Source organism: Paenibacillus sp. Pae15 (assembly GCF_024519685.1).
GTDB lineage: Bacteria > Bacillota > Bacilli > Paenibacillales > NBRC-103111 > Paenibacillus_G > Paenibacillus_G naphthalenovorans.
In genome coordinates, this window is sequence record NZ_JALJRM010000017.1 from 18,511 (window position 1) to 43,091 (window position 24,581).

A 24,581-nucleotide genomic window follows, 5' to 3' on the forward strand; every position below is an offset into this window, starting at 1 on the left:
GACCGGGGCTTTCCTGTTCACGAATTTTCCTGCTGCTTACCGGTTATTGCGGGAAAATGCGGAAGGACTTCTTCTCCCAATTCTTCAATGACTTCTTCAACCGGCCGGTGCCCATATTTCAAGTTGATAATCACATGATTGACACCGACGCTTTTAAGAAACTGAATAAATTCAATCAGCGGATTGCGTCCGATACGGAATCCTAGATGGATGGGGACCGGTCTATGATTCGGATCCTCCATCAAATCGATATATAAGGACTGGCTGAACGGTTTAAACTGATCGGTGTAGGAACGCCAATTTTTGATCAGTTCCGCTTGGAACTGCACGTTTCGCGGATAATACATCCAGCCGTCGCCATTTTGGGCAATCCATTCGACGGACTGTGAGCTGTGGCCGGTTACCAGCACCGGGATATCCGAAAGACGCGGTTTGGGCAAAAGGTCTCCGAGCGACATTTCGACGCGCTGCGTCCGGATCGCCGGGAAGTTCTCCCCCCACACTTTTCTCATGACGGAAAGGGCTTCTTGAAACAACGGGCCCCGCTCTTCGAAATCAACGGAGAAGGCCGGGAATTCTATAGGACGATCCCCGGTCGCCACCCCGAGAACCAGGCGTTCGCCGGATATGTGATCAACGGAAGCGGCTGCTTTAGCCACATGCAAGGGGTGACGCAAGGTGAGAATAACGCTTGCGGTGCCCAAAGCGATGTTTTGGGTATGGGCGGCGATATACCCTAAATAAACCCAGGGATCATACATTTGGCCCACATCCCCAAAATGAGGGTCATACATCGGAACATCCCTGACGAACAGCGCGGCAAAATTGAGCTCCTCCGCTCTTTTGGCCAGTTTCATTTGCTTTTCTATGTTCATCTCCGGAATACTGCCTGCGTATGATTCCAAAGGAAAGAACAATCCGAGAGTCAAATGGTTTTCTTTAAACATGCGTGAAAATCCTTTATGATTTTCAAACTTGTTCATATTCGTACCTCCTAATCATTAATTATAGATATCTATAAATATCGATATAATAATAAAATAAAAATCCATATCCTGCAACCATAAAGAAAGTGGAAAACAAAAAATTTGATTACAATTCTTTGTTTATCCCTTCCAACACTTTTTTGATATTTTCCTCATCCCTTTTATAATAAGTAAATTGCCCAATACGCTTTGCTTTTATCAATCCGGCGTTCTGCAGCATGGACAAGTAAAGGGACACCGTGGATTGCGACAATCCCACTTTTTTGTGGATGTCGCTCACGCAAACCCCGTCTTCATGAATATCCCCGCTTTGCGGTTTGGGAAAATGAATCTCCGGATCTTTTAACCACTGCAAGATCAGCATTCTCGTTTCATTAGACAAGGCTTTAAATACTTCCAAAAGTTCCATGGCTTCCTCCAGATACATAAAATTTAAACGTATTATTCATATGACTCCAGTTTTCCACTGCATTTTAAGCGAAAACCTGCTGCGTTGACTGAGTTTTTGAATGCTAAAAAACCGGATGGACTCCGATGGATTGGAGAAATCCCGTTATACTCATTCTAACACTACATCCTGACCGAGTGGAATACCATGATTGAAGATTCTATCTTTAAAAAACAAAAAATCCTTGATAATTCAAGGATTTTTTGTTTTATTTATGAAGGTGCCTGAAGGATACGTAATATGATTCAAGGCTTCAAGACGAATTTAATGCTTTCGTCCATATGGTTGTAAAACGTGTTGTACGCGTTGTGCGCTTGATCCAGCGGCACTTTATGCGTGACGATCTCCGACGGATCGAACTCGCCGGCTGTAATTTTTTGAAACAGCATCGGCATGTAATGAATCACGGGGGCCTGTCCCATGGTAAGCTTCACGTTTCGTTCCCAAAGGTTTCCGAACATGAACTGGTTATATTTAGAACCGTATACTCCCGTAATCTGAATCGTGCCGAATTTTCTCACCGCGTTCATTGCGATGTTGAGCGGGCTGAGCGTTCCGCCGACCAGCTTGGCCTTCTGCTCTTCCTCCTCCAATGGCGTCTTCTTGCCGTCCATGCCTACGCAATCGATGACGACATCCGCCCCACCGCTCGTGATTTCTTTGATATGCAGCCCCGTGTCATTGAACTGTTCGAAGTTAAAAATCTCGACGTTGTTTATTTTTTTGGCATAGTTCAGCCGGTATGGAAGATTGTCGACCGCGATGACCCGTTTGGCCCCTTTCATCCAGGCAAATTTTTGCGCCATCAAGCCGACGGGGCCGCAGCCGAGCACCACGACCGTATCCCCCTGCTTCACGCCGCCGTTGTCCACGCTCCAATAGGCTGTCGGCAGCACGTCGGATAGGAACAGCAGCTTCTCATCCTCCAATTCGCATGATTCCGGAATGACGAACGGCATGAAATTGCCATAGGGCACGTAAAGCAATTCGGCTTGTCCGCCCCAATAATTCCCGTAACGTTCGGTGAATCCGAAATAAGCTCCCGTATCCACTTGAGGATTGGGGTTGGAATTGTCGCATTGGCTCTCCATTTCATGCTGGCAGTAAAAACAGCTGCCGCACGAGATATTGAACGGCAGCACGACCCGGTCGCCTTTCTTGACCCTTGTCACATCAGGGCCTACTTCTTCGACGACGCCCATCGGTTCATGTCCGACCACGTATCCGGGTTGGGCCTGAATCGCCCCCTGGTAAATATGGAGATCGGAACCGCATATGGCAGTCGAGGTGATCCGGACGATGATCCCGTCTTTTTTCTGAATTGTCGGATCGGCAACCTGTTTCACCTGCATATTCTTTACACCTTCATAAGTTACAGCCTTCATCGTCGCCCTCCTGTTTATGGCATCCTTTGTTTTGCACACTGCACATATCTTGCACCCGGAGAAGACGGATTATACGCTGCAGGGTAACGGAACGCAATGACAACAAAGGATAACTGTCGACACGGTATTTGCATTTGATATAATAAAATATAAGTAATGGTGAGATGGTCAGAACATACAATCCATCATTCTCTGTTTATACCGGGAGACCGGCCAGTGCTCCCGCTCCCACTCATTCTTATTATTTAACGGCTAACGTTATGGAGGTATGGACTTGAATGAAAAAAATCCGCGCTTGATCCAATCGGTTAAGCGAGCCCTTGATATTATTAATTGTTTCGATTCTTTAAACGTTCAATTATCCCTGAGCGAAATCAGTGAAAAGCTTCATTTGAATATCAGCACGGTTTATGGCATCATTAACACCCTTTGCGCCTATTCCTACATTGATAAAAATCCCAACAACGGCAAATATAAATTGGGGCTGGAATTTCTGCTCAAGGCGAATCTGGTTTCGGAAAGCCTTGATCTTAAAGAAATCGGATATCCCTACTTGACCGAATTGACCAAAAAATATCATGAAACGACCCACTTGTATGTTTATCAGAATAAGCAAATTTTCTGTGTGGGCAAGGTAGAATCGCCAAGCAATTACTTTATTATCAGCTCAAGAGCCGGCAGCAAGCTTCCGATGCATGCTTCGGCGTCGGGTAAAGTCTTTCTCGCGAACATGTCCAGTGAGGAACTGGAGGAGTTTTTGGATAAATACAAGTTCACCAAGCTGACTGACAATACAATTACGAATAAGAAGCAGCTAATGAAATGCTTGCAGGAAATCAGGAATCAAGGGTACAGTATTGAAAACGAGGAAATTGAGGAAGGCGCATACAGTATAGCCGCCCCCATCAAAAATTCGACGGGACAGGTTGTCGGCACGATCAGTATTGTCGGTTCCTTAACCCGTATGAAGGAGAACGAAGAAAATATCCGAACTGATCTGCTGAAGGCGGCTTGCTCCATCTCCAGCCAGTTCGGATACCATCAGAAACTTGAATCTTAATTATTCTGCTCTACAGCCAGTTGAAGAAGCGTGTGGTACAGCACCTCCGCACCCGCACGGCAGTCCTCCGGGGAGCTCCATTCCTGCGGGGAATGGCTGATGCCGTCCCGGGAACGTACGAATATCATGCCGATGGGACATAATCCGCCGAATTGCATGCCGTCGTGACCGGCTCCGCTGACAAGTGTCAGCACAGGCAGCCCGGCCCGCTTGCACCCCTCTTCAATGATGGCCCTGATACCGGGAGAGCACGGCGAAGGCGCAACCCTTTGCAGCGTGCTGATCCGAAGCTCGATCCCGGACGCCTGGCAGACCTCATGGGCAAAGGTATGGATAGCTTGTTCGAGCCGGTCCCGCACGGCAAGCTCGATATCTCTCAAATCCAGCGTAAACTCCACCTGCTGGGGAATGACATTAATGCCGCCGGGAATAACGCGCGCTTTTCCGATCGTAGCTACGGCATTTGTGTATTTCTTTGCTTCCTGATAAATATATCCCATTATTTCGGCGGCCGCCTGCATCGGGTCCCTTCTTGCATTCATTGGCGTTGCCCCGGCATGGCCGGCTTCGCCGGTCAAAGTAAACTGCTGCCACAGCGGCCCGGCAATCCCCGATACGACGCCGACGGGTAAGCCTCTGCTTTCCAGAATCTTACCCTGTTCAATATGAAGCTCAACATAAGCCTTGACCTGCTCGGGGCTCCTCGCAGCTTCGGCAATTCGGGCGGGGTCCAGGCCCGCCTCCTGCATCGCTTGCCGAATGGTAATCTGCCGCTCATCGGCATGCTCTAAATGCTCTGCCTGAAGCGTTCCGGCCAAGGCCCGGCTCCCGATCATGCCGAAGCCGAATCTGGCGCCCTCTTCATCGGTAAAGGCAATGACCTCTATCGGATGGGTGGTCGTGATTCCCCGCTCGTTCATTTGCTGCAAGACTTCAATCGACGCCAGGACGCCAAGCGCTCCGTCAAACTTTCCTCCATCGGGAACCGTATCGATATGCGAACCGGTCAAAACAACGGGAGCCAGCGGATCGCGTCCTTCCTTGCGCCCGATGACATTGCCGGCGGCATCCTCACGTACGTCCAGGCCGGCTTCCTTCATATAAGCGATCACCTGATTTTTGGCCTGTCTTTCCGCCTCGGTAAACGAAAACCTTGTCACCCCTCCGCTGTGAGTCTGTCCGCCAATCGCGCTTAGTTCCATCAGCCTTGCCCACAATCGATCGCGAGTCATCCCATGTCATCCTTTCTTCGTATGGTTATGCTCCTCTTCTTTCTGCTTGCCGTCAACCTGATTGTCTTTCATTTGAAAACGGAAATGACAATGCCCTTCCTTTAGAAGATATTTATCGTGTTCCACTTCAAAGTTCGGGTTATACCCTTTGGCTATGGCCGGATCAATCATTTGACAATAAAGGATGCCGTATTCCTCCATGCCGTCCGCCTTCCATTGGTCGCCAAAAGCGCATCTCGTAAAGTTCTGTTCAATCTCCAACGGATGATAGTGTGTCTCATACTCGAATAAATCGCTGCGTCCCATGTCATAATGAGGCAGATAATTATGAATGTCATTCGGCTTTCCGTTCGCAGCCGCCCGGCGGGCGATATCCCGGCCGCGCTCTTCTCCGAAAGCGCGCACCCCTTCACGAACAGCCTCCTTGCCTTCTTCGCCAAAACGGTCGACCACCGCCTTCGAGACATGGGCGAACAGCTTGGCCATTATTGTATATGGGGATACAGGTTCAAGACTTTCATCCTGTTTGCGTTGATCCTTTTCTTTACTCATCGTTGCAGCACCTCATTTAAATTATTATAGAAATTGGGTATAAAAGATAGGGATCAGAGAACGAGATTTGTTCAAATTATCGCTCATTCATTCCTAGATAAACGGATTTAATCATATGATGATCCTTCAATTGATCCGAACTGCCTTCCAAGACGATGTTTCCCGTTTCCATTACATATCCTCTGTCGGCCAGCGCCAGCGCCATTTTGGTATTCTGCTCAACGAGCAGCACCGACACGCCGTTCCGGTTAATCCTTCGGATGGCCCGGAATATTTCCCGAACCAGCAAGGGAGCCAGGCCCATGGAAGGCTCGTCAAGCAGCAGCAGCCGCGGTCTGGCCATCAGCGCACGGGCAATCGAAAGCATCTGCTGTTCTCCGCCGCTCATCGTGCCGGCAAGCTGCTTCTTTCGTTCCGCAAGCCGTGGAAACAGCTGAAAAACCTCCGCCATATCCGCTTTAATTTCTTTGCTTCCTCTTCTGATATATGCCCCGATGCTCAAATTTTCCATTACCGTAAGATCGGCAAAAATCCCTCTTCCCTCAGGAACATGAGATATTCCCGCCTTCACGATAAGGTGCGGCTCCAGACGGGTAATGTCGGTGCCTGCAAACAAAATCCGTCCGCTTCCCGCTCGGACGATGCCCGAGATGCAGCGCAGAACGGATGTTTTCCCCGCTCCGTTAGCCCCGATCAGAGCGACAATTTCCCCTTCACGGACTTCCAGATCCAATTGTTTTACAGCTTGAACATGACCGTGGTTGACCGTTAGCTGCTGAATTTTCAATAATGCGTTATTCCCCGTCAAAGTCATCATCCTCCCCGCCCAAATAGGCGCTGATTACCTTGGGATTTTGTTGTATTTCCTCCGGGGGGCCCTCGGCGATTTTATGCCCGTGATCGAGCACGACGATTTTATCCGCAATATTCATAATAAGACCCATATCATGCTCGATCAGCACCATATCCAGGTTGAAATTTCGGGAGAGGTAGCCGATCTTGTCCGCCAGCTGCTTTTTCTCCGGCCCATTCATACCGGCGGCAGGCTCGTCAAGCAGCAGCACCTTGCAGCCTGTAGCCATGGCACGCGCAATTTCCAATAGTCTCTGCTCCCCGTAGGGCAAATTGCCGGCCCATTCGTCCAGCTTGCGATGAAGCCCCACCACCTCAAGCAGATCGATACACTCCCGGGCTATGGCGTCGCGCCGGCGTCTTCCCTTGCCGAACAGAAACAGGGAGCCCAGAATGCTTTCCGAATTGCAATCCGGATGAGCCACCAGCACATTTTCCAGCACGGTCATGTTTTTGATCAGCCGGGTGTTCTGAAAGGTGCGTGCGATTCCCAATCGAGCCCGGTCAAACGGCTCCAGCTTCGTAATATTTTGACCCATGTAATGTATCGTACCTGACGTAGGCTTATAAACTCCCGTCAGCAGATTGAAAAGTGTCGTTTTCCCCGCCCCGTTCGGACCGATCAGCGCAACAATCTCACCGCTGTTCACACTAAGGTCGATTTCGTTGAGTGCTACCAAACCGCCGAACTTAACGGATACTTTTTCGAGACTTAGCAATTTGGCCATGTGGCTGATCACCTTTCTGCGAACTGTAGAAATTGATTGTACGGTGCTTCTCGCCCCAGAAACCCGAAGGCTTGAAAATCATCATGAGAACAATGGCCAGGCCAAGCAGCATCATCCTGTAGTCATCGACATAACGAAGCAGCTCCGGCGCCAGCACCAGAATGACCGCACCCAGAATCGATCCGGGAATGCTTGCAGCGCCGCCCAGAATAACCATAGCCAAAATATTCACCGAATCCAGGTAACGGAATGTATCCGGGCTGATAAAGGTAATATACGAGGCCCAGAACGCGCCGGCCGCGCCGGCAAAAAATCCGCCCAGCGTAAAGGCAAGCAGCTTGTATTTCACGGGTCTGATCCCGATGGATTTCGCCAAAGTCTCATCTTCGCGAATCGTCAGAAGATTGAGTCCGATTCCCGAATGAACCACTCGATGAATCACATAGATTGTGATCATGAGCATGACTAAAATAAGATAATAATAATCGGTTTTATCGGTGAACGAGTAACCGAACAAACGGGGGGCGGGAATTCCTGGAATCCCCATCGGTCCCCTGGTCACTTCGACCCAGTTTACAAATATCAGACGGACAATTTCGCCGAATCCAAGGGTTACAATCGCGAGATAGTCTCCTCTGAGACGGATGACCGGCAATCCGAGCAGAAAGCCGAACAGTCCGGCTATGATCGCTGCGGCAGGAAGCGCCAGCCAGAACGAAAGCTGAAAGTGAATCATTAACAGCGCCGCTGAATAAGCGCCGATCCCATAGAATGCGGCATGTCCAAGCGCGAATTGCCCGGCATAACCGATAATCACGTTGAGACTGAGTGAAAGTATGCTAAAAATACCGATCGCGATCGCAATATGAACGAAATAACTGTTTATCTGTTCCAGCAATAAAGGCAGAATAATAAGAAGCGCGGTGACGATGATTTTCCGGTAATTTAATTTGCTCAAGCCATTCACCTACACCTTATTAATTTCTTTCTTTCCAAGGATTCCCGTAGGTCTGATCAGAAGTACAATGATCAGGATGGAAAATGAAATGACGCTCTGGTACGGGGTCGAAATATAAGCGCCGCCCAAATTTTCAATCACCCCAAACAGAATGCCCCCCAGCATCGCCCCGGGAATGCTGCCGATTCCTCCAAGCACCGCAGCGGTGAATGCATTGATTCCTGCCATATATCCCATCGTTGGATAGACCGCATTATAATAAATGCCCACCATGATTCCCGCACATGCAGCAAGCGCGGAACCGATGGCAAAGGCCAGTGTAATCATCCGATTCGTATTGATTCCCATCAGAGAAGCATGTGGAATGCTCATGGACGTGGCCCGCATGGCCGTTCCGGTCTTCGTCTTGGTGACGAACAGGTGCAGGCCTATCATCAAAATCAAAGATAATACAAGAATTAAAATCTGAATTTGAGAAAAGATAATATGGCCTACCGTATACGTTTTGCTGCCGAATGTCGTGGGAAAAGGATGGGTTCCCGTACCCCAGAGCTTCTGCGCCAGACTGATCAGGAAGGTGGAAACCCCGAGTGCGCTGATCAGCGGCACAATGCGATCCGACAAGCGGAGCGGACGATAGGCAACCCGCTCGATGATCATGCCCATTACCGCCGTCGATGCCGCGGAAATCACAAAACTGGGAAATAACGGCATGTTCAGCTGCTCTATCAAAAAAAGCCCCAAAAAGCTGCCGAACATGTAGATATCGCCATGAGCGAAATTCACGATTTTCAGTATGCCATAAACCATCGTATATCCAAGCGCAATCAGCGCATAAATCATTCCAATCGTCAGCCCGTTTACCAGTTGCTGAAGGAGCATGCTAACATCCCTTCCATGCGTTGGAGCAGGAAATATGTCTCAATTCCTGCTCCAAACGTGTTTATATCTTATTGATAAAGCACGAAATGTCCATTTTTAATCGTCAATTTCTCAGGAATGGTCTGGACATCGCCGTTTTCGTCAAACGTCAGTACTCCCGTCGTACCCGGGAAGTCTTTCAGCGTATCCAGATACGTTTTAATGCTCTCCCTGTCAGGGCCGCCTTGCTTAATGGCTTCAATGACTACGGAAGTGGCGTCAAAGGCATATGCGGCATACGTATCCGGCCGTTTGCCGTAAGCGTCCTGATAAGCTTTGTCGAACTTCGTTGCCTGTTCATTATTGCCGCCCGGATAGAAAAATCCGATGAGCTTGAAATTCTCTACTGCCGCCCCACCCAAGTCGAGCAGCGCCTGGGAGTACAAGCTGTCTACACCGATATAGTCTACGGACAGGTTGAGTTTTTGCGCCTGCGAGGCAATCAGGGCCGCTTCGTTATAAAAACCGCCGATAAAAATAGCGTCCGGCTTTTTCTCCTTGATTTTGGTAAGAATCGTGCTGAACTCTTTGGCCCCCGGAAGATAGGACTCGGCCGCAACGATTTCAATACCGTTCTCCCGTGCCGATTTCTGATAAACATCCAGCAGCCCCAAGCCAAAGTCGGACTGCTCATAGATGAGCGCTACCTTTTGGTATCCCAGTTCCTTCGACCATTTTGCCAAAAAGGATGCCTGGAAAGCGTCAGTCGTGATCACACGGAATGTGTAATCTCCCGCATTCGTTACGCCGGGAGCGCTCGAAGACGGCGAAATTTCCACGATTTTGTTCTGGTTGTAAACCGGCGCTGCAGCTAGCGTCGCCGAACTGTTAAAATGCCCTACGACTGCCAAAATGTCTTTATTTGATGAAAATTTGTTGGCCACGTTTACTGCTTCACTAGGATCGCCCTTGTCATCCTCGATCACAATCTTCACTTGCTTTCCGTCGATTCCGCCGGCCTCGTTAATTTGCTTGGCAGCCAGCTCGGCCCCGTTCTTAAACGCCTCCCCGTACTGCGCTTGCGTGCCGGAAATCGGAGCCGAGAGGCCGATTTGAATCGTTCCGCCCGCATTGGCACCCCCATCCTTGGCTGCGCAGCCCGCCGTAAAAACCATCATTGTTGCTAAAGCAGCGGTAATGAAAAAACGTCTCTTCATCCCAATGTCCTCCCAAACATGAATTATTCCTATAAGGTTAGTAGTATTTTCATTATAATTCGTTTTGCTGAAAAATCAACACATTTTTTTAATATTATCAAAATCATTTTGATATTGTCAAAGTAAGTTCAAAAATACGCAAAACATAAGAAGCGCCGGTGATGGTTATTCATCTCCTGACTTCCGCTTGTCTTGTGGAAGCGGCAGTATGCGAACGGAACAGTTTCCTCCGTTGGCACCTGCCAGGAGATCTCCGTTTTCCGGGGTTCCGTCTTTAAAGCAAGTACGCGAGGCCCTCTTGATTCCGGTCGGTACCATACAAAAAAACTCAGAACTGGTTTTACTCAGCTCTGAGTTTATTGTCAGGCAAAATTGCTTTGTTCATGCGTGTTCCGCCCGCTGCCGGATGGACTTCCGTTTTTTTTCAAAAGACGATAAGCGCTTGCACACATCCTTTATCTCCACATGTTCGTACATCGGCCGCACTCCACACAGGCATACAAGTCAAGCAGCTGCCCCTTGGTAAAGTGTTCAATCTTGCCCACCCCGAATTCCTCTGCGGTTTCATCGGAAAAATCCAGCTTACACGGCCTGCCGGGAGGGCCCGTGCCCGATAATACGATATCGAAGGGCACGAACAGCAAATGGGCGCGCTTCGACTGCGGCACATAGAGCAGAAAAGCAAGCAGAATCAGGAGATGCAGCCACCAGCAAACGTAAACCAGCCAATAGGCCGCTTGCCGGCCTGTCCCCGCCGACAAAAGCGACAGCAGCGAGGAAATCGGACTGAACTCCGATGGCGGCTTTCCCCCTGCTTCAACCGGGGCAGCTTTTCGCCAAACCGTCTGTACGCCGCATACCCAACCGATAGTATGATCATCTACCGCCTGCATCCTGCGCCGCATAACGCATCAGGCCTCCCGGATTACGGGATTTCTCAATGCTTCAAAGCCGTCGATCCGGCATTCCGCCACATCCCCTTCCCGGATCGCGACCGAGCCGGGAGTGCCGGTCATGATGACATCGCCCGGCAGCAGCGTCATCATCTTGGAGAAATAAGATACGATAAACCATGGAGAATAGATCATATTCGCAATGGTATTGCGGTGCACGACCTGTCCATTAAGCCCGGTTTCCACCGTCAGCTTCTCCAGCCCGGGCAGCTCATCGGGCGTGATCAGGAACGGTCCGAAGCTGAAAAACGTATCGAAGTATTTTGACCTGCCGAGAAAACGGGGATTCCGGGCATGAATATCCTGGGCTGTCATATCGAGTGTTGTCGTAAACCCTGCCGTAACGAAAGGCGCTTCGGCCTCCCCGATGTTTTTGCACGTTTTCCCGATGACGATGCCAAGCTCCGCTTCAGCGGTGACCCGCTCCGACTGGCCGGGAAGCACGATCGCTTCGCCGGCTCCGATCAAGCTCGTATCCGGCTTGATAAAGCAAATCGGCTCTTGCTCCGGAGGCGTGGCGTTCAATTCCTCCGCTTTTGCGATATAATTCATTCCGATCCCGCAGATTTTACGCGGAAACCGGTAAAGCGGAGCATACTCGTCATACCTGCAGGACCGGGGCTCCCACCGGCTTAACAGCTCGCGGCCCTCCCGATCGTACCAGCGCTTCAGATCGCTAAACTGACCGCGCCGCAGCAGTTCATGCAATTCCGTACTCCATTCCGTGGACAGCGCGCGATTGATTGTGCGAAGCAGGACCGGTCCGGAATCGGCTACGATTGCCGCTTCTTCGACGGCACCTGTTTTTAACGAAACGAGCTTCACCGCTTCACCGCTTTCTCTGAGCTTTTCTTGACCTCGGATATTTCGAACGCGCATAATTCCGCCAGCGCCTGGGCTAATATATCGGTGATCCTCTCCTGAATAATCCGGCCTTTCTCCGCCGTTGCCTTCGTAGCGTCGCCGCAAATGCCGCTTGCGGAAATATCGGCCATTTTCCAGGCAAATCGAATTTTCCCTTCCAGCGTCAGGAACTCCAGGCAGGACAAATCGGGAAATTCCCTGACAGCAAACTGGTCCTGAACCCAGTTCGGTTTGATCGCCTTCACGATGGATGTTTCGTAATCGCCGCCATGAATGCCGTATTCCAGCTCTTCGGGTGAAATCAAACCCTCCGCGCCTCCCAGACTCCCGGGCGACAAATAAAATACGGTCATGCCGAACTTAATCCTGATTTCCCGGATGGCGACATTCAGCAAATCCACATTTCCGCCGTGCGTATTGAACAAAAGCAGCTTGCGGAACCCGCTGGCATTCAAGCTTTCGGCAATATCCATAATAACGCCCTGAAGCGTTGAGGCCGACAAGGAAATCGTGCCGGGAAGGCCGAAATGTTCGTTGCTTTTCCCATAGGATACCGGGGGAAGCAGCCAAACCGCCGTTTCCTCGTTCAATTTCTCCAACGCCCGGGTCAATGTCGCTTCCCCGATCAGCGTATCCGTCATTACCGGCAAATGGGGTCCGTGCTGCTCCACAGCCCCGACCGGCAAAATGACCAGCGCCTGCTCTTTCGGCAGCTCCTTCACCTGCTTGCTCGTCAACCGCGGCAAAAACCGTTCTTCCCACGCCGCACCTTCATATCTCGTAAACATAAGGCATTCTTCCTTCATAATGGATTTTGTCAAAGGATCGCAGCCGTTTCCGGAAAAGCCTTCAATAACTTCTCATGAATCCATCTTAGCAGTTTCCGGTCCTGCCGGTACCCGGCAATGACAGACAATCCTATCGGCAAACCTTCAGCTCCTGCAATCGGAATCGTCACCTGAGGCATGCCGGTCAATCCCGCCACACAGGACAGCTGCATGACGCGCGAACGCGTTCGTTCGATTTCTGTTCCCGCCAATCCCCGTTTGGGAGCTGGGCCGGGAGCTGTCGGTATGACCAGCAGCCCGTCGCTGCCCAGCAGCGTATCCATATATTCGCAAATTCGCTGCCGCACCGTCTTTTTGTTTTCAAATTCGGCTTTTCCGAGCGAGCTCGCCCAAGCAAAACGCTCGGCGATGTCCGGGCCAAACACCGGCTTTTCCCTCTGAATCCATTCGCCATGCGCGCTCCAGATTTCGTAGCCTTGAATGGTCCGGAACGTGTTCACCCACTCGTCAAGCCCCTGCGGCGCAATATCGATCCATGCGCTTTTGCCGGTCAACTGCTGAAAATAAGGCAACCATTTCATTAGAATCATCCGGCAATCTTCCTGAACAATATCCCATGCGTCCGTGCCGAAATGAACCTGCCGAAATTCACCCGATTCCGCTTCTGCGCTTTCGATTAACGCGCTTCCGACATCCCATAGCGTTTTGGAATCTCTGGCCATCCAGCCGACCGTATCAAAGCTTTGGGCCAAAGGAATAACCCCTTCGACCGGAACCAGACCGTGTGTGGGCCGGATTCCATAAATGCCGCAGTAAGCGGAAGGAATGCGGACCGAACCGCCCGTATCGGTTCCCAGCGCAAAATCGGCCAGTCCGGCGGATACGGCTACTGCCGAGCCGCTCGACGAGCCGCCGGGAATCCGATCGGGATCTTTGGGATTCACCGGTGTGCCGTAATGGAAATTTTCCCCATTCAGACTGAACATCAGCTCATCCGTCTGTGTCGTTCCCCTCAGCCTGGCCCCTTGTTTCAACAAAAGCTCGATGGCGGCCGCATGTTTCAAAGCCGGCTTATGCGTCCGAAACCAATCCGGATTTCCAGCCGTATTTGTGTTTCCTTTCACTTCAAAGACATCTTTCACAGAAAATGTCAAACCCTGCAATCGTCCTTCCCCAACCGGTTCGATCGTCAAATCTTCCCGAACGTAGGCGTTCCATTCGCGGTGCATCGGCTTTCCTCCATTCGTCCACATTTGACCGTACTTCCGACGATCCGCTTCTTTCTTAAAAAGGCAGATAAATGTTTGTCAACGGCTGCGCACCGCTTACGGTTTTTTCAAAAATTCGATCGTAAATGCTTTCGAAACATCCTGTTTCTCCTTCAGGCCCTTAATCTCCAGCAGTTGATCCTGCACGGCGTTCCAGCGCTCCATCGTCATATAGCCGATGCCGTTCGCCTTCGTTTCCTCGTTCAAAATAAACTCTTTCTGCTGCTCCGCTTCATAATTCATCGCTTCGACCGTCATATCCTTGTTGTAGGTTTGGATAAACGGGTTCACGCTCTTGTAATTTTCCAAATAGTGGCTCCAGCCCTTTTGGGTGGCTTGAACGACGGCTTTTACAATATCCGGGTGCCGCTTCAAATAATCCTCCGTCGTAAAGAGAACGTCGCAATAGTTGGCATAGCCGGAATCGGCTATTTTCAGGTATTTTACCTTTACCCCCTGCTGGGACAGCGCGTACGGCTCATTGGTGAGGTATCCCTGATTCAGGGAGCCTTTGGTTTGGATAAAATTGACCAATTGCCCGGTGTAGGCCATCTCGTTCACGTTCTTCAAATTGTACTTGCTCTTGATGTATTCCCAGTACAGCACGCCGGGCTGCATAAACACCGTCCGGCCTTCCAGGTCCTCAAAGCCGTTCAGGTTGTCGTCTTCGTGATAAATCAGCACCTGGGGAGTATGCTGAAAGGAGGCCAGCAATCCGACAACAGGGATTCCCTCTTCCCGCGCCCGCAAAATGTCATCGGCGTACGAAATGCCGAAATCGGCTTTTCCCGAAGCGACCAGCTGCATCCCGGATATTTGCGGACCGCCGGGCTGAATCGTCAGATCGACGCCCAGCTCTTTGTAATATCCCTGCTGAAGAGCGGAAAAGTACCCTCCGTCCTCCCCTTTGGCATACCAACCCTCGATCAGCCGCGCCTTTTGAAGAACTGGTTCTTTGCCTGCATCCGTCTGTTGGTTCTTCCCGTCCGGGGACGGGACGTTACCGGTGCTTGCCGGCGGACCGGAAGAACAACCGGAAATCAAAACGGTCACGGCTATAAGCGCCAGCAGCACCATCTTCGGCCTTATCATCATAAGCATCCTCCTGCTCCTGATCTATCTGCGATCGGCGCTGTTGATTATATTCCGCTTCCCTCGATGACGCGCAGATCCTCTTCGTCCAGACTGGCAGCCGGACCGGATTTGATCAAATTGGAAAATTGTTCGTCCGGAATCATCGTCGTTAATACATACAGCCGGCCTTTTCCTGTATTGTGGACTTCGTGATTGTTTCCAGGCGGAACGATGAAAAAAGACCCCGTCCGGACAGGTATTTTCGTATCGCCGACCACCGCTGTCCCTTCCCCGGCAAGCACGTAAAAATATTCGTGCGCCGCAGCATGTTCATTCGGCGGCGTCTTCCCGCCCTCATCGAATATTTCCAGAACCGACACGAACGGCGCCTGCTCCCCGTCGCACAGAAGCACAAATTTATTAGAATCTTTCTCCGAGATTTTGTGAACCGGGCATTCCGTATAGTTTCCGGCAACCCATCCTTTTAATGACATCGTACAAGTCCCTCCCAGACCGAATCATATTTTTGCAATCAAACGCATACTTCCCTCCAATGCGTTTTGGCACTTCCCTACCGCTGCAAAGCTTCCAAAACCGCAGCCGAGGTTGTCACAAACCCGTAGCACTGCTTGATGTTGTAAAGGGTCGCTTCGACGCAAAACGCAGGTGAATTGGTGGCGCAGCAATCTTCGAGCAGGATGCTGTCATAACCGGAGTTGACCGCATCCTGCAAGGTCGCCATCACGCATTGATCTAGATTTACACCGGCAAACAACACGGTGCGGATTTGCAGGTTGCGCAAAATGCTGTCCAACGGCGTATCCCAAAACCCGCTCATTCTGTATTTGTCCACGTAAATATCCGACGGTTCCGTCTGCAGCCCGGAAACGATCGCCGCTCCCCAGCTTTCCTTCTCCAGAACGCGGGATTGATTATTCGGCAGCGGCTCCCCGATGCCGATTCCTTCGCCGGTCATGTTATACACGTGCAGAATAGACGGGCTTAGATTGGCTTTGTCCGGCCTGTTTCCCCAATTCAGCCAAATGACGGGCACTCCCGCTTGGCGAAGTGCGGGCAGCGCGCGGTTTAAAGGTCCGATGGGCTGCTGCAGCGCCTTGTAATCCGCTCCGATATAGTCCAGCCAACCATTTTCCGAACAAAAATCGTTCTGCATATCGACGACAATGATCGCCGTATGCTGCAAATCAAAGGTAATCCGCTGCGGCTGGGCCGGAATGGAAAGCGCAACCGGCTGCCTTTCTTCTCTTCGCAAATCCGCATGAGCGGTTGAAACCGACCAATGGTTTCGTTGATTTCCAATGCAGTACATCAAATCACCCGGCTTTTTCATAAATTCGGAAGCGCGATAAATGAAGCCATTCCCGACTGGCTGCCAACAGCAACCGTAGCGATGCGCAGCGATTCCGCGCCTGCACGGTGCAGATCGGCATCAGTATGATTGGGATGTCTTGCAAATAAGGGAAATCCGCTGCCGGTCAGCTCCAGGCGGATCGAGCTGCCCCGGTTCAGGTGCAGCGCGCACGGCCGCAGCGAAATTTCCGCCTTCCCCCAGCCTTCTACCTGTTCGCGGGATAGTTCGGTGCGGCCTACCGTCAGGAAGCGCGCGGTTCCGTCCGGCAAAACGACGGAAAGCGTGGCGACCAGGTCGGTCGGGCCCCCCAATGTCTGGAAATATATTGTTGCTTTCGGCGATCCCAAAATATGCAACGGGCTTTCCAACGGCTCGCTGGTATATACGAGGATTTCATACCGGTCCTGCGCCGGACTGCGATCCAGGGGCAGGTAGGATTCCAGGCTCATCGGCAGGCGGGCGTCGTAAACGAAAACATCGGGAACGGACGGCGCGCCCCCGGGTTCCTCCGGCGACAAGCTGCCGCCGCCAAGAGCGCCGTTAGCCGGTTTCTCCCCTCCCTGCAGATACCAAAGGGAGCTTTCGGCGGCCGGCTGCATCAGCGAAGTCCGATCCGAATGGCGCCAAACGTTGCTTCCCCGTTCAAAATAGCGAATCGCAGGCTCATGAAACAGCTCGGCATCCCGCTTGTCTTTCAGCCAGTAATCAAACCATCTCACCTGCTCCAGGTGAATGTCCCCATCCGCCTGATCCCCATGGTCCACACCACCGGCTTTTCTTCCCCATGGAATATGCGTCCACGGGCCGACGATCAGACGATGAAAGAGCTCCGGGCTTCCCGGTTCCTGCTGCAGCGCTTCGTAGCTTTGCATCGTGCCCATGAGGAAAACGTCGTACCATCCGCCGATTTGCAGAGAGGGAACGGGACGTTCCTTCACCTTCGGCAGCCAGTCGCGTTCAGCCCAGTACGCGTCGTACCCGGAATGCTCGCACCATTCGAAATAAGCGGGGAAATATTTGCGCAACACCGGATGATGTTCCCCGAGGACGGGAAGCTGCCAGATGAGCGCATCCGGGCTGCGCATCATTTGGGTACAATACCGCTCGGCTTCAGAATCGCCCAGTCTCCTGGCGGTATCCCGCGCAAGCTGGTAGGCCCAGGGAAGGTGCTCCCGAATCGCGAACCGCCCATGCGGATAAAACATCCCGTGGTACAAATCGGCAGCGCACATCGCGGGAGCGATCGCCTTCAGATGCGGAGGATGCGCGGACGCCGCCGCCCACTGCGTAGAGCCCTGATAGGAGAAGCCGTACATGCCTACCCGGCCGGTTGAGCCCGGCAGCTTCGCCGCCCACTCCACCGCATCGTAACCGTCCTGTGCTTCATGGATAAAAGGAATGAATTCTCCTTGCGAATCTCCCCTTCCGCGGACATCCTGAATTACAACGATGTATCCGTGCTGCGCGTACCAGAGCGGGTGCGCGTGGCTGACCGTGGAAGCGATCGCCCTTCCGTACGGCTGGCGCATCAGCAGTACGGGATATTCTTTCTCCGGCTCATCCGGCCGGTAAATATCGGCATATAAAACCGTACCGTCCCGCAACGTGCAAGGCTGCTTTCGTTCAACGACGACCCCGCCAAAACAAACTGAAGATCGGCTCATTCTCAACACCCCTGAAATGAAAATTACAATGCTAGATCGTATGGTATCGTCCTGAAGCAAATAAGAAGCCCTTAAGACGGAACCGCCAGCTTCTTCAGGTTTAACAGGCTTAAAGGATCGTTCGAGATCCCACAACCTATCATGCGAATATGACCTTCCTCCTTCTTGCATGTCCCAGATATGCGGATTGGCTACGCCGATTCCGATTTCCTCGCATCTTGCCATCAGCCGGTTTAACCGCTCTTCGTTCTTAAAAAGGATCACCGGGATGCCAAATACCAGCAAGTCGCCGTTGGCCGCTTCTTCCCAGCTTGGAAACGAAACGATCCATTGCGACCAAGGCACTTTCGGTACGAGGGAGATTTGAATGTCCGACACGATGCCGACGGTGCCGTACGTATGCAGATAAAGATGAATGTCCTCTCCGCTTACCGTAAACGTGCGGGGATTGACTTCCATCGTTTTTACCGTCATCGACTGAACCCGGAGAAAAATGGCGATAGTCCTTGGAGTATTTTTCCAGGGAAGGCGCATCCCACAGCAAAATTTGTTCGTTTACCCGCTGTCTCAAACTTTCCTGCCATCCGTTCATCATCGTTTGTCCCCCTTATCTCATTTCCGATTCGTGCCAGGAGCTCAACAGCCATTTGGAAAAAGCATTGATCAGCAAAAAGAACGCGATGCCCAACACGGAAGCGGATAACCCGCAAGCAAATAAATAAGGTGTCTGCAGCCGCGTTGCCGCTACCGTAATCGCATAGCCCAGCCCTCCTTTCCCTCCTCCGATTCCTGCAATATATTCGCCAACGATGGCTCCTACAACCGACAGCGAGCAGGATATTTTCAAACCCGCCATAATGTAAGGAAGAGCCGCCGGAAAACGCAGCCGCCAGATCGTTTGCATCTTCGTCGCGTTATACAGGTAAAACAAATTTTTCATGTTTTGTTCCGTCGAGTTCAATCCGATCAGCGTATTGGACAGAATGGGGAAGAAACTGATCAGGAACGCAATCACTACGATCGCATTCATGCCCGCTCCGAACCAGATGACGATGATCGGCGCCACGGCCACAATCGGAATCGTCTGAAGAATGATCGCATAAGGATATACGCTTCGTTCCACCATCTTGGATAAGGCCAGCAGGACGGCAATAGAGATGCCCAGGATCACGCTGACCACAAATCCGGCCACCGCTTCGGCAAGCGTGGTGCTTACCGACTCCGCCAGATTGAGCCCATTTTCTTTGGCCGCCAAAACAATATCGGTCGGTTTCGGCAAAATATAAGGCGGTATGCCGATCAGTCGGACAATCGCTTCCCAACCTCCCACGAACAAAATAAAGACGGCAAGCGGCGGCAAAACCTTCATGAACCGGCTCATCATCGGGCTTTCCTGAATCACGGTCGTCCGTTTGTCGCCCGGGGGACGGGAACCGGCACGTTTCTTAGCAGCCGGCTGTCCGGATTCTTTCAACATGCCTGCAACCATGTCTTTCATCCTATCGTTCTCCTTTCGTAAGTTGCAACGTCATCTGTTTAATGCTTCAGAACGCCGGAAATCTGGCGCACATAGCTTGCGAATTCCGCCATCGTGCGAAAATCCTCATTGCGCGGGAACGAATAAGGAATATCGATCACATCCGCGATTTTCCCCGGCCGCGGTGTCATCACGATCACCCGTGTGGACAAGAACACCGCTTCAAACACGTTGTGCGTAATAAACAAAACGGTCATTTTTTGATCCTGCCGCCAAATGCTCAGCAGCTCGTCCTGAAGCGTCTGGCGGGTGATTTCGTCGAGCGCGCCGAACGGTTCGTCCATCAACAGCAATTTGGGCCTGGAAATCAGCGCCCGCGCGATCGATACCCGCATTTTCATGCCGCCAGACAACTGGCGAGGCAGCACTTTCATGTAATCCTTCAATCCGACCAGTTCCAAAACCCGCTCGCCTTCTTCCTTGCACTGCTTTTTGGGAATTCCCCGAAGGGTTAGCGGCAGCGTGACATTATCAATCAATTTCGCCCATGGCAAAAGCGTATGTTCCTGAAAGACAAAAGCAATTTCATTCTGCTTGCGGGCTTCCTTGGGTGTGGTCTGAAGAACCGACAGCCTCCCGGAAGTAGGATTGGTCAATCCGGCGATCATGTTGAAAATCGTTGACTTGCCGCAGCCCGAAGGTCCGACGAAGCAAAGAAACTCTCCTTCAACTGCCTTAAGATCGGCATTTTGCACAGCGATCGTGCCGTTCGGATAAACTTTGCCGACATCTTCCAGATGAACTAGGAGCTCACTTTTTCCGGCTTCCCCCTTTGACGGAACGATTGATTTTGTCGTGACCAAAGCCATTCTTCCATCCCCTCCTCCATCAACTCGAATTAGATCATGCCGCCTGTCATGCTTCAAACTTTTTATGTTATATTTTATAACACATTCCAAAGAAGCGAACAATGAAAAACGGGATATGTTGTGTAACTTTACAATAAAACGGACTATATTCGTATTTTTTTACGATCTATTCCGATTTTATGTCTTGTTTAATTACATGAAGAAACCGGACGGCAGCAGCTTCTGTCGACGAAAATAGCCGCCCTTCCTTCCAGCAGGGGGGCGGCTATGGCCTTTCTTTCGGTATTGGAGACGAGCGGAATGATGGGAAATGAAATAGCCCGATCCATCCGGTTTTCATGTCGCTATCGGCACTCGTTGTTCAAAGCGGTTGTGGAGGTTGAATGAGCAGGTCCAACACAAATGCTTTTAAATCCACGATGCGCAAGTACTGCGGCTTTTGATCCGTTCCACATATGATCAAGGGAATGAGCGATTCCGTTTGATGAAGAGAGCCATGGCCTCCGCCGCCCTTATGCTTCGGCGAGCTTCTGTCCGCCAATTCATAACCGGGTTTTGCGGTAACCACCAAAAATTCGCCGGGATGTGAGTTCAAAGCTCCGGATAATCGCTGCAATGCATCAGGGTATTGGCCATACGCCAATGTACCCTCCGAAGCATTGATCTTTACGTCCAGCACCTCGGCATCCTGCTCGACGGTCCATTTTTGCCGATATGGATCGGTCAGCCGCCCGTTCGCTTTAAATGCCAGCTCCTTGAACGAACCGCCCTGAACCGCACGAATCCATTCGTTTTCTTTCCATGCGATAAAATCAATACGCGGATCGGATTTTAATGCGTTGGCCATGTCTCTTAGTGACCGATCTGCTTTAAGCTTATAAACATAAGCCATGGTTTCATTGACAGCAAGGACGATGTCTGTTTCTTGCGATAGGTTTTCTCCAGGACGCAATACATGATCTCCCCGGAAAAAGGCAGGCAGGTCGATAACGGGATCACTTTGGGCAGGCAGGATTTGAGTGGCTCCACTGTCGCCAGCGATGACAAAAATCGCATTTCGCAAGGCTTCTTCCGGTGTACCGAATGTTTGCAGCAATGTAAGAAGCTGCCCGTCGATTTCCTGAATTCCATTACGTTCCGATGGACCTTTCTTATGAATTTTTTGATCTAAATCCGGCAAGTAAACATATAAAAAATCGGGCAATTGATTGGCTTTAATCAAATATTTGGCTGTATCAATGGAATATGGATTGTTTAATCCCATTCGCCGGGTTATCCCGTCCGGGAGTTTTTTAATGCCTTCCAGTGGATTGGACAAAGAGCCTAAGGCTAAAAAATCCGGCCCTTTCACTTGAATTTCCTTTGGCAAAGAGGCTGGTACTTGAATCCAGAGGGGAACGGACAACGTATGGTCGGTGGTTCCGCGATAAATTAAACCGTTAACGGAACCGGACTTGAGCCCATGTCTAGCCAAGTCCTCATAAAGGGTGGGCTGTTGCCGGTTTAAATGACTGCCATTCAAGTGAATTAGTGCATCGGCCAATACCGGATCTATGCCATGCTTGAATACCTCCATAGGCCCGGTACCGTAATTGATCACTTTCTTTTGATCAGACGAATACCAGGTAAGTCCCGGCACATGATGATCATCAGGATAAGTTCCGGTAAGAAGAGAACTATCGATCGTTACAGACATCGTGGGAAAAGAGCTCACCAGGTTTTGATAATATTGCCCATGTTCAATCAGGAATTGAAACGTAGGGAGTTCCTGTTGTTCAATCCCTTTATTTATCGCTTGTGACATTAAAGAATCGATCATCAAAAAGATGATTTTCTTCGCATGTTCTCCTCTGGCCGATTTGACTTGCATGAGATCCTTTTCTTTTGGAATGGAATCCTGCCGCTGGCATCCGAGCATCAGGCTAATGATCAGCAGGAGGAAACACCAGCTTATCTTTTTATACATGACTAACCTTCACCAGCCTTGATCGTAGAATGCTCAAGCTGCTTCCTTCCACCATCCTTGCACCTGCTTTCCAAACCCTATAACCAATATTCACTAAAATAACTTTAACCGTTTCATCCGTTTTTTATCCATCATTTAGAAAGATAAGCATAAAATAACCTCTATCCTAAGCAGCTCCTGCCTGCTTGGATAGAGGCTTTGCGCTATAGGCAATGCCGGCGGCTTCCTCAGCTCTTCGATCTTCTCGCGTTCCTTCGCGCAGTCTCTATATCGGACCACAATTGTTCCACATGCGGGGAAATCGGCTTGAGATAACCCGCGATGATCATAATCCCGAAAGCGAGAATAATGCCGTACATCCCGGCAGTCCAGCCCAGCTCGTCAATAAAATAAGGGTTAAAGATGATTAAATAGACGGATGTCGCCGTACCGATGATCATACAGGCAATGGCACCTTCTTTATTTGCCCTTTTCCAATAAAGGCCTAAAAAAACGACCGGAAAAAACATGATGATGCCTTGATAGGTCAGAATGGCTATAAACACCAGTTTACCAAAATCAACGGCGGCCATCGCCAAGGATAACAGGCATATGATGATCACGGAGATCCGGGTCACTTTCAGAGCCTTTTCGTTCGATATTTGAATATCGATCTGTTTGGCAATATCGTTGGAGATTGCGGTGGCCATGGCTTGAATGATCCCCGAAACGGTAGATATGCTGGTCGCCATAATGAGCACACTCATCAATGCCAGTGGAATAGGGCCCGCCATGCTGGCAATCCACATATAGGCTTCCTCCGGATGATTGCGGGGGTATTCCATGGAATGGATCATGATCCCCAAAAAGACCATAGACGTCCAGAAAATAAAGCCTAACATCGAGGCGATGACCGCCGACTGTTTAATGGCTCTCACATTTTTGGCTGCAAACATTTTATTATAGATCCAGGGCCACATGAATGCACCCAGTCCGCTTACAATGATGATCGAAGTCCAATAGGGCGTGGGAGGAGACCATCCGGGCCCGGGGTAGGTTAACACATCGGGATAGTCCCGTGCAAGCATCTCCATCCCGCTGCGGATGCCGCCGAAAAATTTGTAAATTAACCATAAAGACAGCCCTGTTCCCGCCGCAAACATAAAGAGGCCCTGAACGGCATTGGCTCTAATCACAGATCGCATGCCACCCATGGAAACGTAGATCATCACGGTAAGCACACCGATCAGCATCCCCCAAAAAGGGCTTATTTGCCCCCCGGTAGCGTAGCTGAATATATATCCCTGCGTCACCCATTCCAAAAGCAGCCAAGGCCCGGTAAACAGGACCCCCAAAAACGACATCATGATCCGCAGCATCCCGCTCTGATAACGAAAGCCCATCAGCTCGGCTTGTGTGATTAAATTGTACTTTTTTCCCCAGATATACGTTTTCTCTGACACCAAATACATAATAAATATAGATATCGTTCCGTATATTGCGGTATAAATGCCTATAAATCCGAATCCTACGTTAAATTCGGCCCATGCTGTAAATACGGAGCCGACATACCACGATGAAAATACGGACAATCCAATGGCAAAAGGTCCAAAACTCCTGCTGCCTGTTGTATAGTCGCTGTAATCGTTAATCCCCTGATTTCCCCGATTTATCATAATCATGAGCAATAAAAAGATCAAAATAAAGGCTAGTCCCATCATTCCCTCTTTTATCGTTCCTCGTTATTTTCTTTTGGCATACGCTCAATCTCAACATCCAGATCCCCGCTCCACGCATCGGCGATACACCAAATCAATAATAACAAACACATGCCGGAGATCAACATTAATTGCCAAAACATGGAGAATGGAATGTTAAACACCCAAGGCTGAATACGGTTGGACCAGTCGAACAGAACAGGAAAGCAGCTTAACGAGATAAGAACGAAGAAAGAGAAAGCTATTAAGCCCCTGCTGAATGTATAGGACATCGTTACCTCCCCGTTTCTAAAGTATAACTCTCTTCTAT

The 24,581-nt window shown here is 50.5% G+C and carries 24 protein-coding genes; 1 reads left to right on the forward strand and 23 read right to left on the reverse strand.

Annotated elements, in window-relative coordinates; translation table 11 throughout:
- Positions 1-17: 17 nt before the first annotated feature.
- From NR121_RS15090 to NR121_RS15100, 3 genes are all read right to left on the reverse strand, one after another.
- Positions 18-983 carry an LLM class oxidoreductase gene (locus NR121_RS15090; protein ID WP_054817850.1) on the reverse strand — a complete coding sequence of 322 codons (966 nt, stop codon included), beginning with the start codon at positions 981-983 and terminating at the stop codon, positions 18-20.
- A gap of 109 nt (positions 984-1,092) precedes the next feature.
- Positions 1,093-1,395, reverse strand: coding sequence for an ArsR/SmtB family transcription factor (locus tag NR121_RS15095; RefSeq protein ID WP_062410945.1), 303 nt, complete (start codon positions 1,393-1,395; stop codon positions 1,093-1,095).
- A gap of 284 nt (positions 1,396-1,679) precedes the next feature.
- Entirely contained in the window at positions 1,680-2,819 is a 1,140-nt protein-coding gene (locus NR121_RS15100) for a zinc-dependent alcohol dehydrogenase (protein WP_062408777.1), read from the reverse strand.
- Between the two features lie 268 nt (positions 2,820-3,087).
- Here NR121_RS15100 and NR121_RS15105 point away from each other — a divergent pair, with 268 nt between their 5' ends.
- Positions 3,088-3,879, forward strand: coding sequence for an IclR family transcriptional regulator (locus NR121_RS15105; RefSeq protein WP_083351140.1), 792 nt, complete (start codon positions 3,088-3,090; stop codon positions 3,877-3,879).
- On the opposite strand, the gene NR121_RS15110 is transcribed toward NR121_RS15105, so the two are convergent.
- From NR121_RS15110 to NR121_RS15205, 20 genes are all read right to left on the reverse strand, one after another.
- Positions 3,876-5,111 carry a Zn-dependent hydrolase gene (locus NR121_RS15110; RefSeq protein ID WP_256831420.1) on the reverse strand — a complete coding sequence of 412 codons (1,236 nt, stop codon included), beginning with the start codon at positions 5,109-5,111 and terminating at the stop codon, positions 3,876-3,878. The genes NR121_RS15105 and NR121_RS15110 overlap by 4 nt on opposite strands.
- A gap of 6 nt (positions 5,112-5,117) precedes the next feature.
- Entirely contained in the window at positions 5,118-5,663 is a 546-nt protein-coding gene (locus tag NR121_RS15115; protein ID WP_054817849.1) for an L-2-amino-thiazoline-4-carboxylic acid hydrolase, read from the reverse strand.
- Positions 5,664-5,739: 76 nt separating this feature from the next.
- Positions 5,740-6,471, reverse strand: coding sequence for an ABC transporter ATP-binding protein (locus NR121_RS15120; protein WP_373864957.1), 732 nt, complete (start codon positions 6,469-6,471; stop codon positions 5,740-5,742).
- On the reverse strand, positions 6,458-7,243 hold the full coding sequence (locus NR121_RS15125) for an ABC transporter ATP-binding protein (protein WP_062408780.1): 786 nt from the start codon (positions 7,241-7,243) through the stop codon (positions 6,458-6,460). Before NR121_RS15125 ends, NR121_RS15120 begins: the two co-directional genes overlap by 14 nt.
- Complete coding sequence (locus tag NR121_RS15130; protein WP_074726854.1) at positions 7,206-8,201, reverse strand: branched-chain amino acid ABC transporter permease; 996 nt, start codon at positions 8,199-8,201, stop codon at positions 7,206-7,208. The genes NR121_RS15125 and NR121_RS15130 overlap by 38 nt, the downstream gene beginning before the upstream one ends.
- Positions 8,202-8,210: 9 nt before the next feature.
- Complete coding sequence (locus NR121_RS15135; protein ID WP_074726853.1) at positions 8,211-9,083, reverse strand: branched-chain amino acid ABC transporter permease; 873 nt, start codon at positions 9,081-9,083, stop codon at positions 8,211-8,213.
- Positions 9,084-9,151: 68 nt separating this feature from the next.
- The gene (locus NR121_RS15140) at positions 9,152-10,279 is read right to left on the reverse strand and encodes an ABC transporter substrate-binding protein (RefSeq protein ID WP_074726852.1); all 1,128 of its coding nucleotides are present in this window, start codon (positions 10,277-10,279) and stop codon (positions 9,152-9,154) included.
- A gap of 455 nt (positions 10,280-10,734) precedes the next feature.
- Positions 10,735-11,184: a hypothetical protein gene (locus NR121_RS15145; RefSeq protein WP_054817847.1), complete on the reverse strand. Its 450-nt coding sequence runs from the start codon at positions 11,182-11,184 to the stop codon at positions 10,735-10,737.
- A gap of 6 nt (positions 11,185-11,190) precedes the next feature.
- Positions 11,191-12,111 (reverse strand): fumarylacetoacetate hydrolase family protein, encoded by a 921-nt coding sequence (locus NR121_RS15150; RefSeq protein WP_249929453.1) that lies wholly within the window; start codon positions 12,109-12,111, stop codon positions 11,191-11,193.
- Entirely contained in the window at positions 12,054-12,884 is an 831-nt protein-coding gene (locus NR121_RS15155) for a creatininase family protein (protein WP_074726849.1), read from the reverse strand. The genes NR121_RS15150 and NR121_RS15155 overlap by 58 nt, the downstream gene beginning before the upstream one ends.
- Before the next feature lie 29 nt (positions 12,885-12,913).
- Positions 12,914-14,113, reverse strand: coding sequence for an amidase (locus NR121_RS15160; RefSeq protein WP_054817845.1), 1,200 nt, complete (start codon positions 14,111-14,113; stop codon positions 12,914-12,916).
- A 96-nt stretch (positions 14,114-14,209) separates the two neighbouring features.
- Positions 14,210-15,247, reverse strand: coding sequence for an ABC transporter substrate-binding protein (locus tag NR121_RS15165; protein WP_256831422.1), 1,038 nt, complete (start codon positions 15,245-15,247; stop codon positions 14,210-14,212).
- A gap of 44 nt (positions 15,248-15,291) precedes the next feature.
- Positions 15,292-15,720, reverse strand: coding sequence for a cupin domain-containing protein (locus tag NR121_RS15170; protein ID WP_054817841.1), 429 nt, complete (start codon positions 15,718-15,720; stop codon positions 15,292-15,294).
- Between the two features lie 77 nt (positions 15,721-15,797).
- On the reverse strand, positions 15,798-16,556 hold the full coding sequence (locus NR121_RS15175; RefSeq protein ID WP_054817865.1) for a cysteine hydrolase family protein: 759 nt from the start codon (positions 16,554-16,556) through the stop codon (positions 15,798-15,800).
- A 17-nt stretch (positions 16,557-16,573) separates the two neighbouring features.
- Positions 16,574-18,736, reverse strand: coding sequence for a CocE/NonD family hydrolase (locus NR121_RS15180; RefSeq protein WP_256831423.1), 2,163 nt, complete (start codon positions 18,734-18,736; stop codon positions 16,574-16,576).
- Between the two features lie 133 nt (positions 18,737-18,869).
- Positions 18,870-19,646 (reverse strand): ABC transporter permease, encoded by a 777-nt coding sequence (locus NR121_RS15185; protein ID WP_054817864.1) that lies wholly within the window; start codon positions 19,644-19,646, stop codon positions 18,870-18,872.
- Positions 19,647-19,798: 152 nt separating this feature from the next.
- Entirely contained in the window at positions 19,799-20,608 is an 810-nt protein-coding gene (locus tag NR121_RS15190; protein ID WP_062408789.1) for an ABC transporter ATP-binding protein, read from the reverse strand.
- 361 nt (positions 20,609-20,969) lie between these two features.
- Positions 20,970-22,574, reverse strand: coding sequence for an alkaline phosphatase family protein (locus tag NR121_RS15195; RefSeq protein WP_256831424.1), 1,605 nt, complete (start codon positions 22,572-22,574; stop codon positions 20,970-20,972).
- 227 nt (positions 22,575-22,801) lie between these two features.
- Positions 22,802-24,274 (reverse strand): sodium:solute symporter family protein, encoded by a 1,473-nt coding sequence (locus tag NR121_RS15200; RefSeq protein ID WP_082660771.1) that lies wholly within the window; start codon positions 24,272-24,274, stop codon positions 22,802-22,804.
- A gap of 8 nt (positions 24,275-24,282) precedes the next feature.
- Positions 24,283-24,543 (reverse strand): hypothetical protein, encoded by a 261-nt coding sequence (locus NR121_RS15205; RefSeq protein ID WP_054817838.1) that lies wholly within the window; start codon positions 24,541-24,543, stop codon positions 24,283-24,285.
- Between the last annotated feature and the right edge of the window lie 38 nt (positions 24,544-24,581).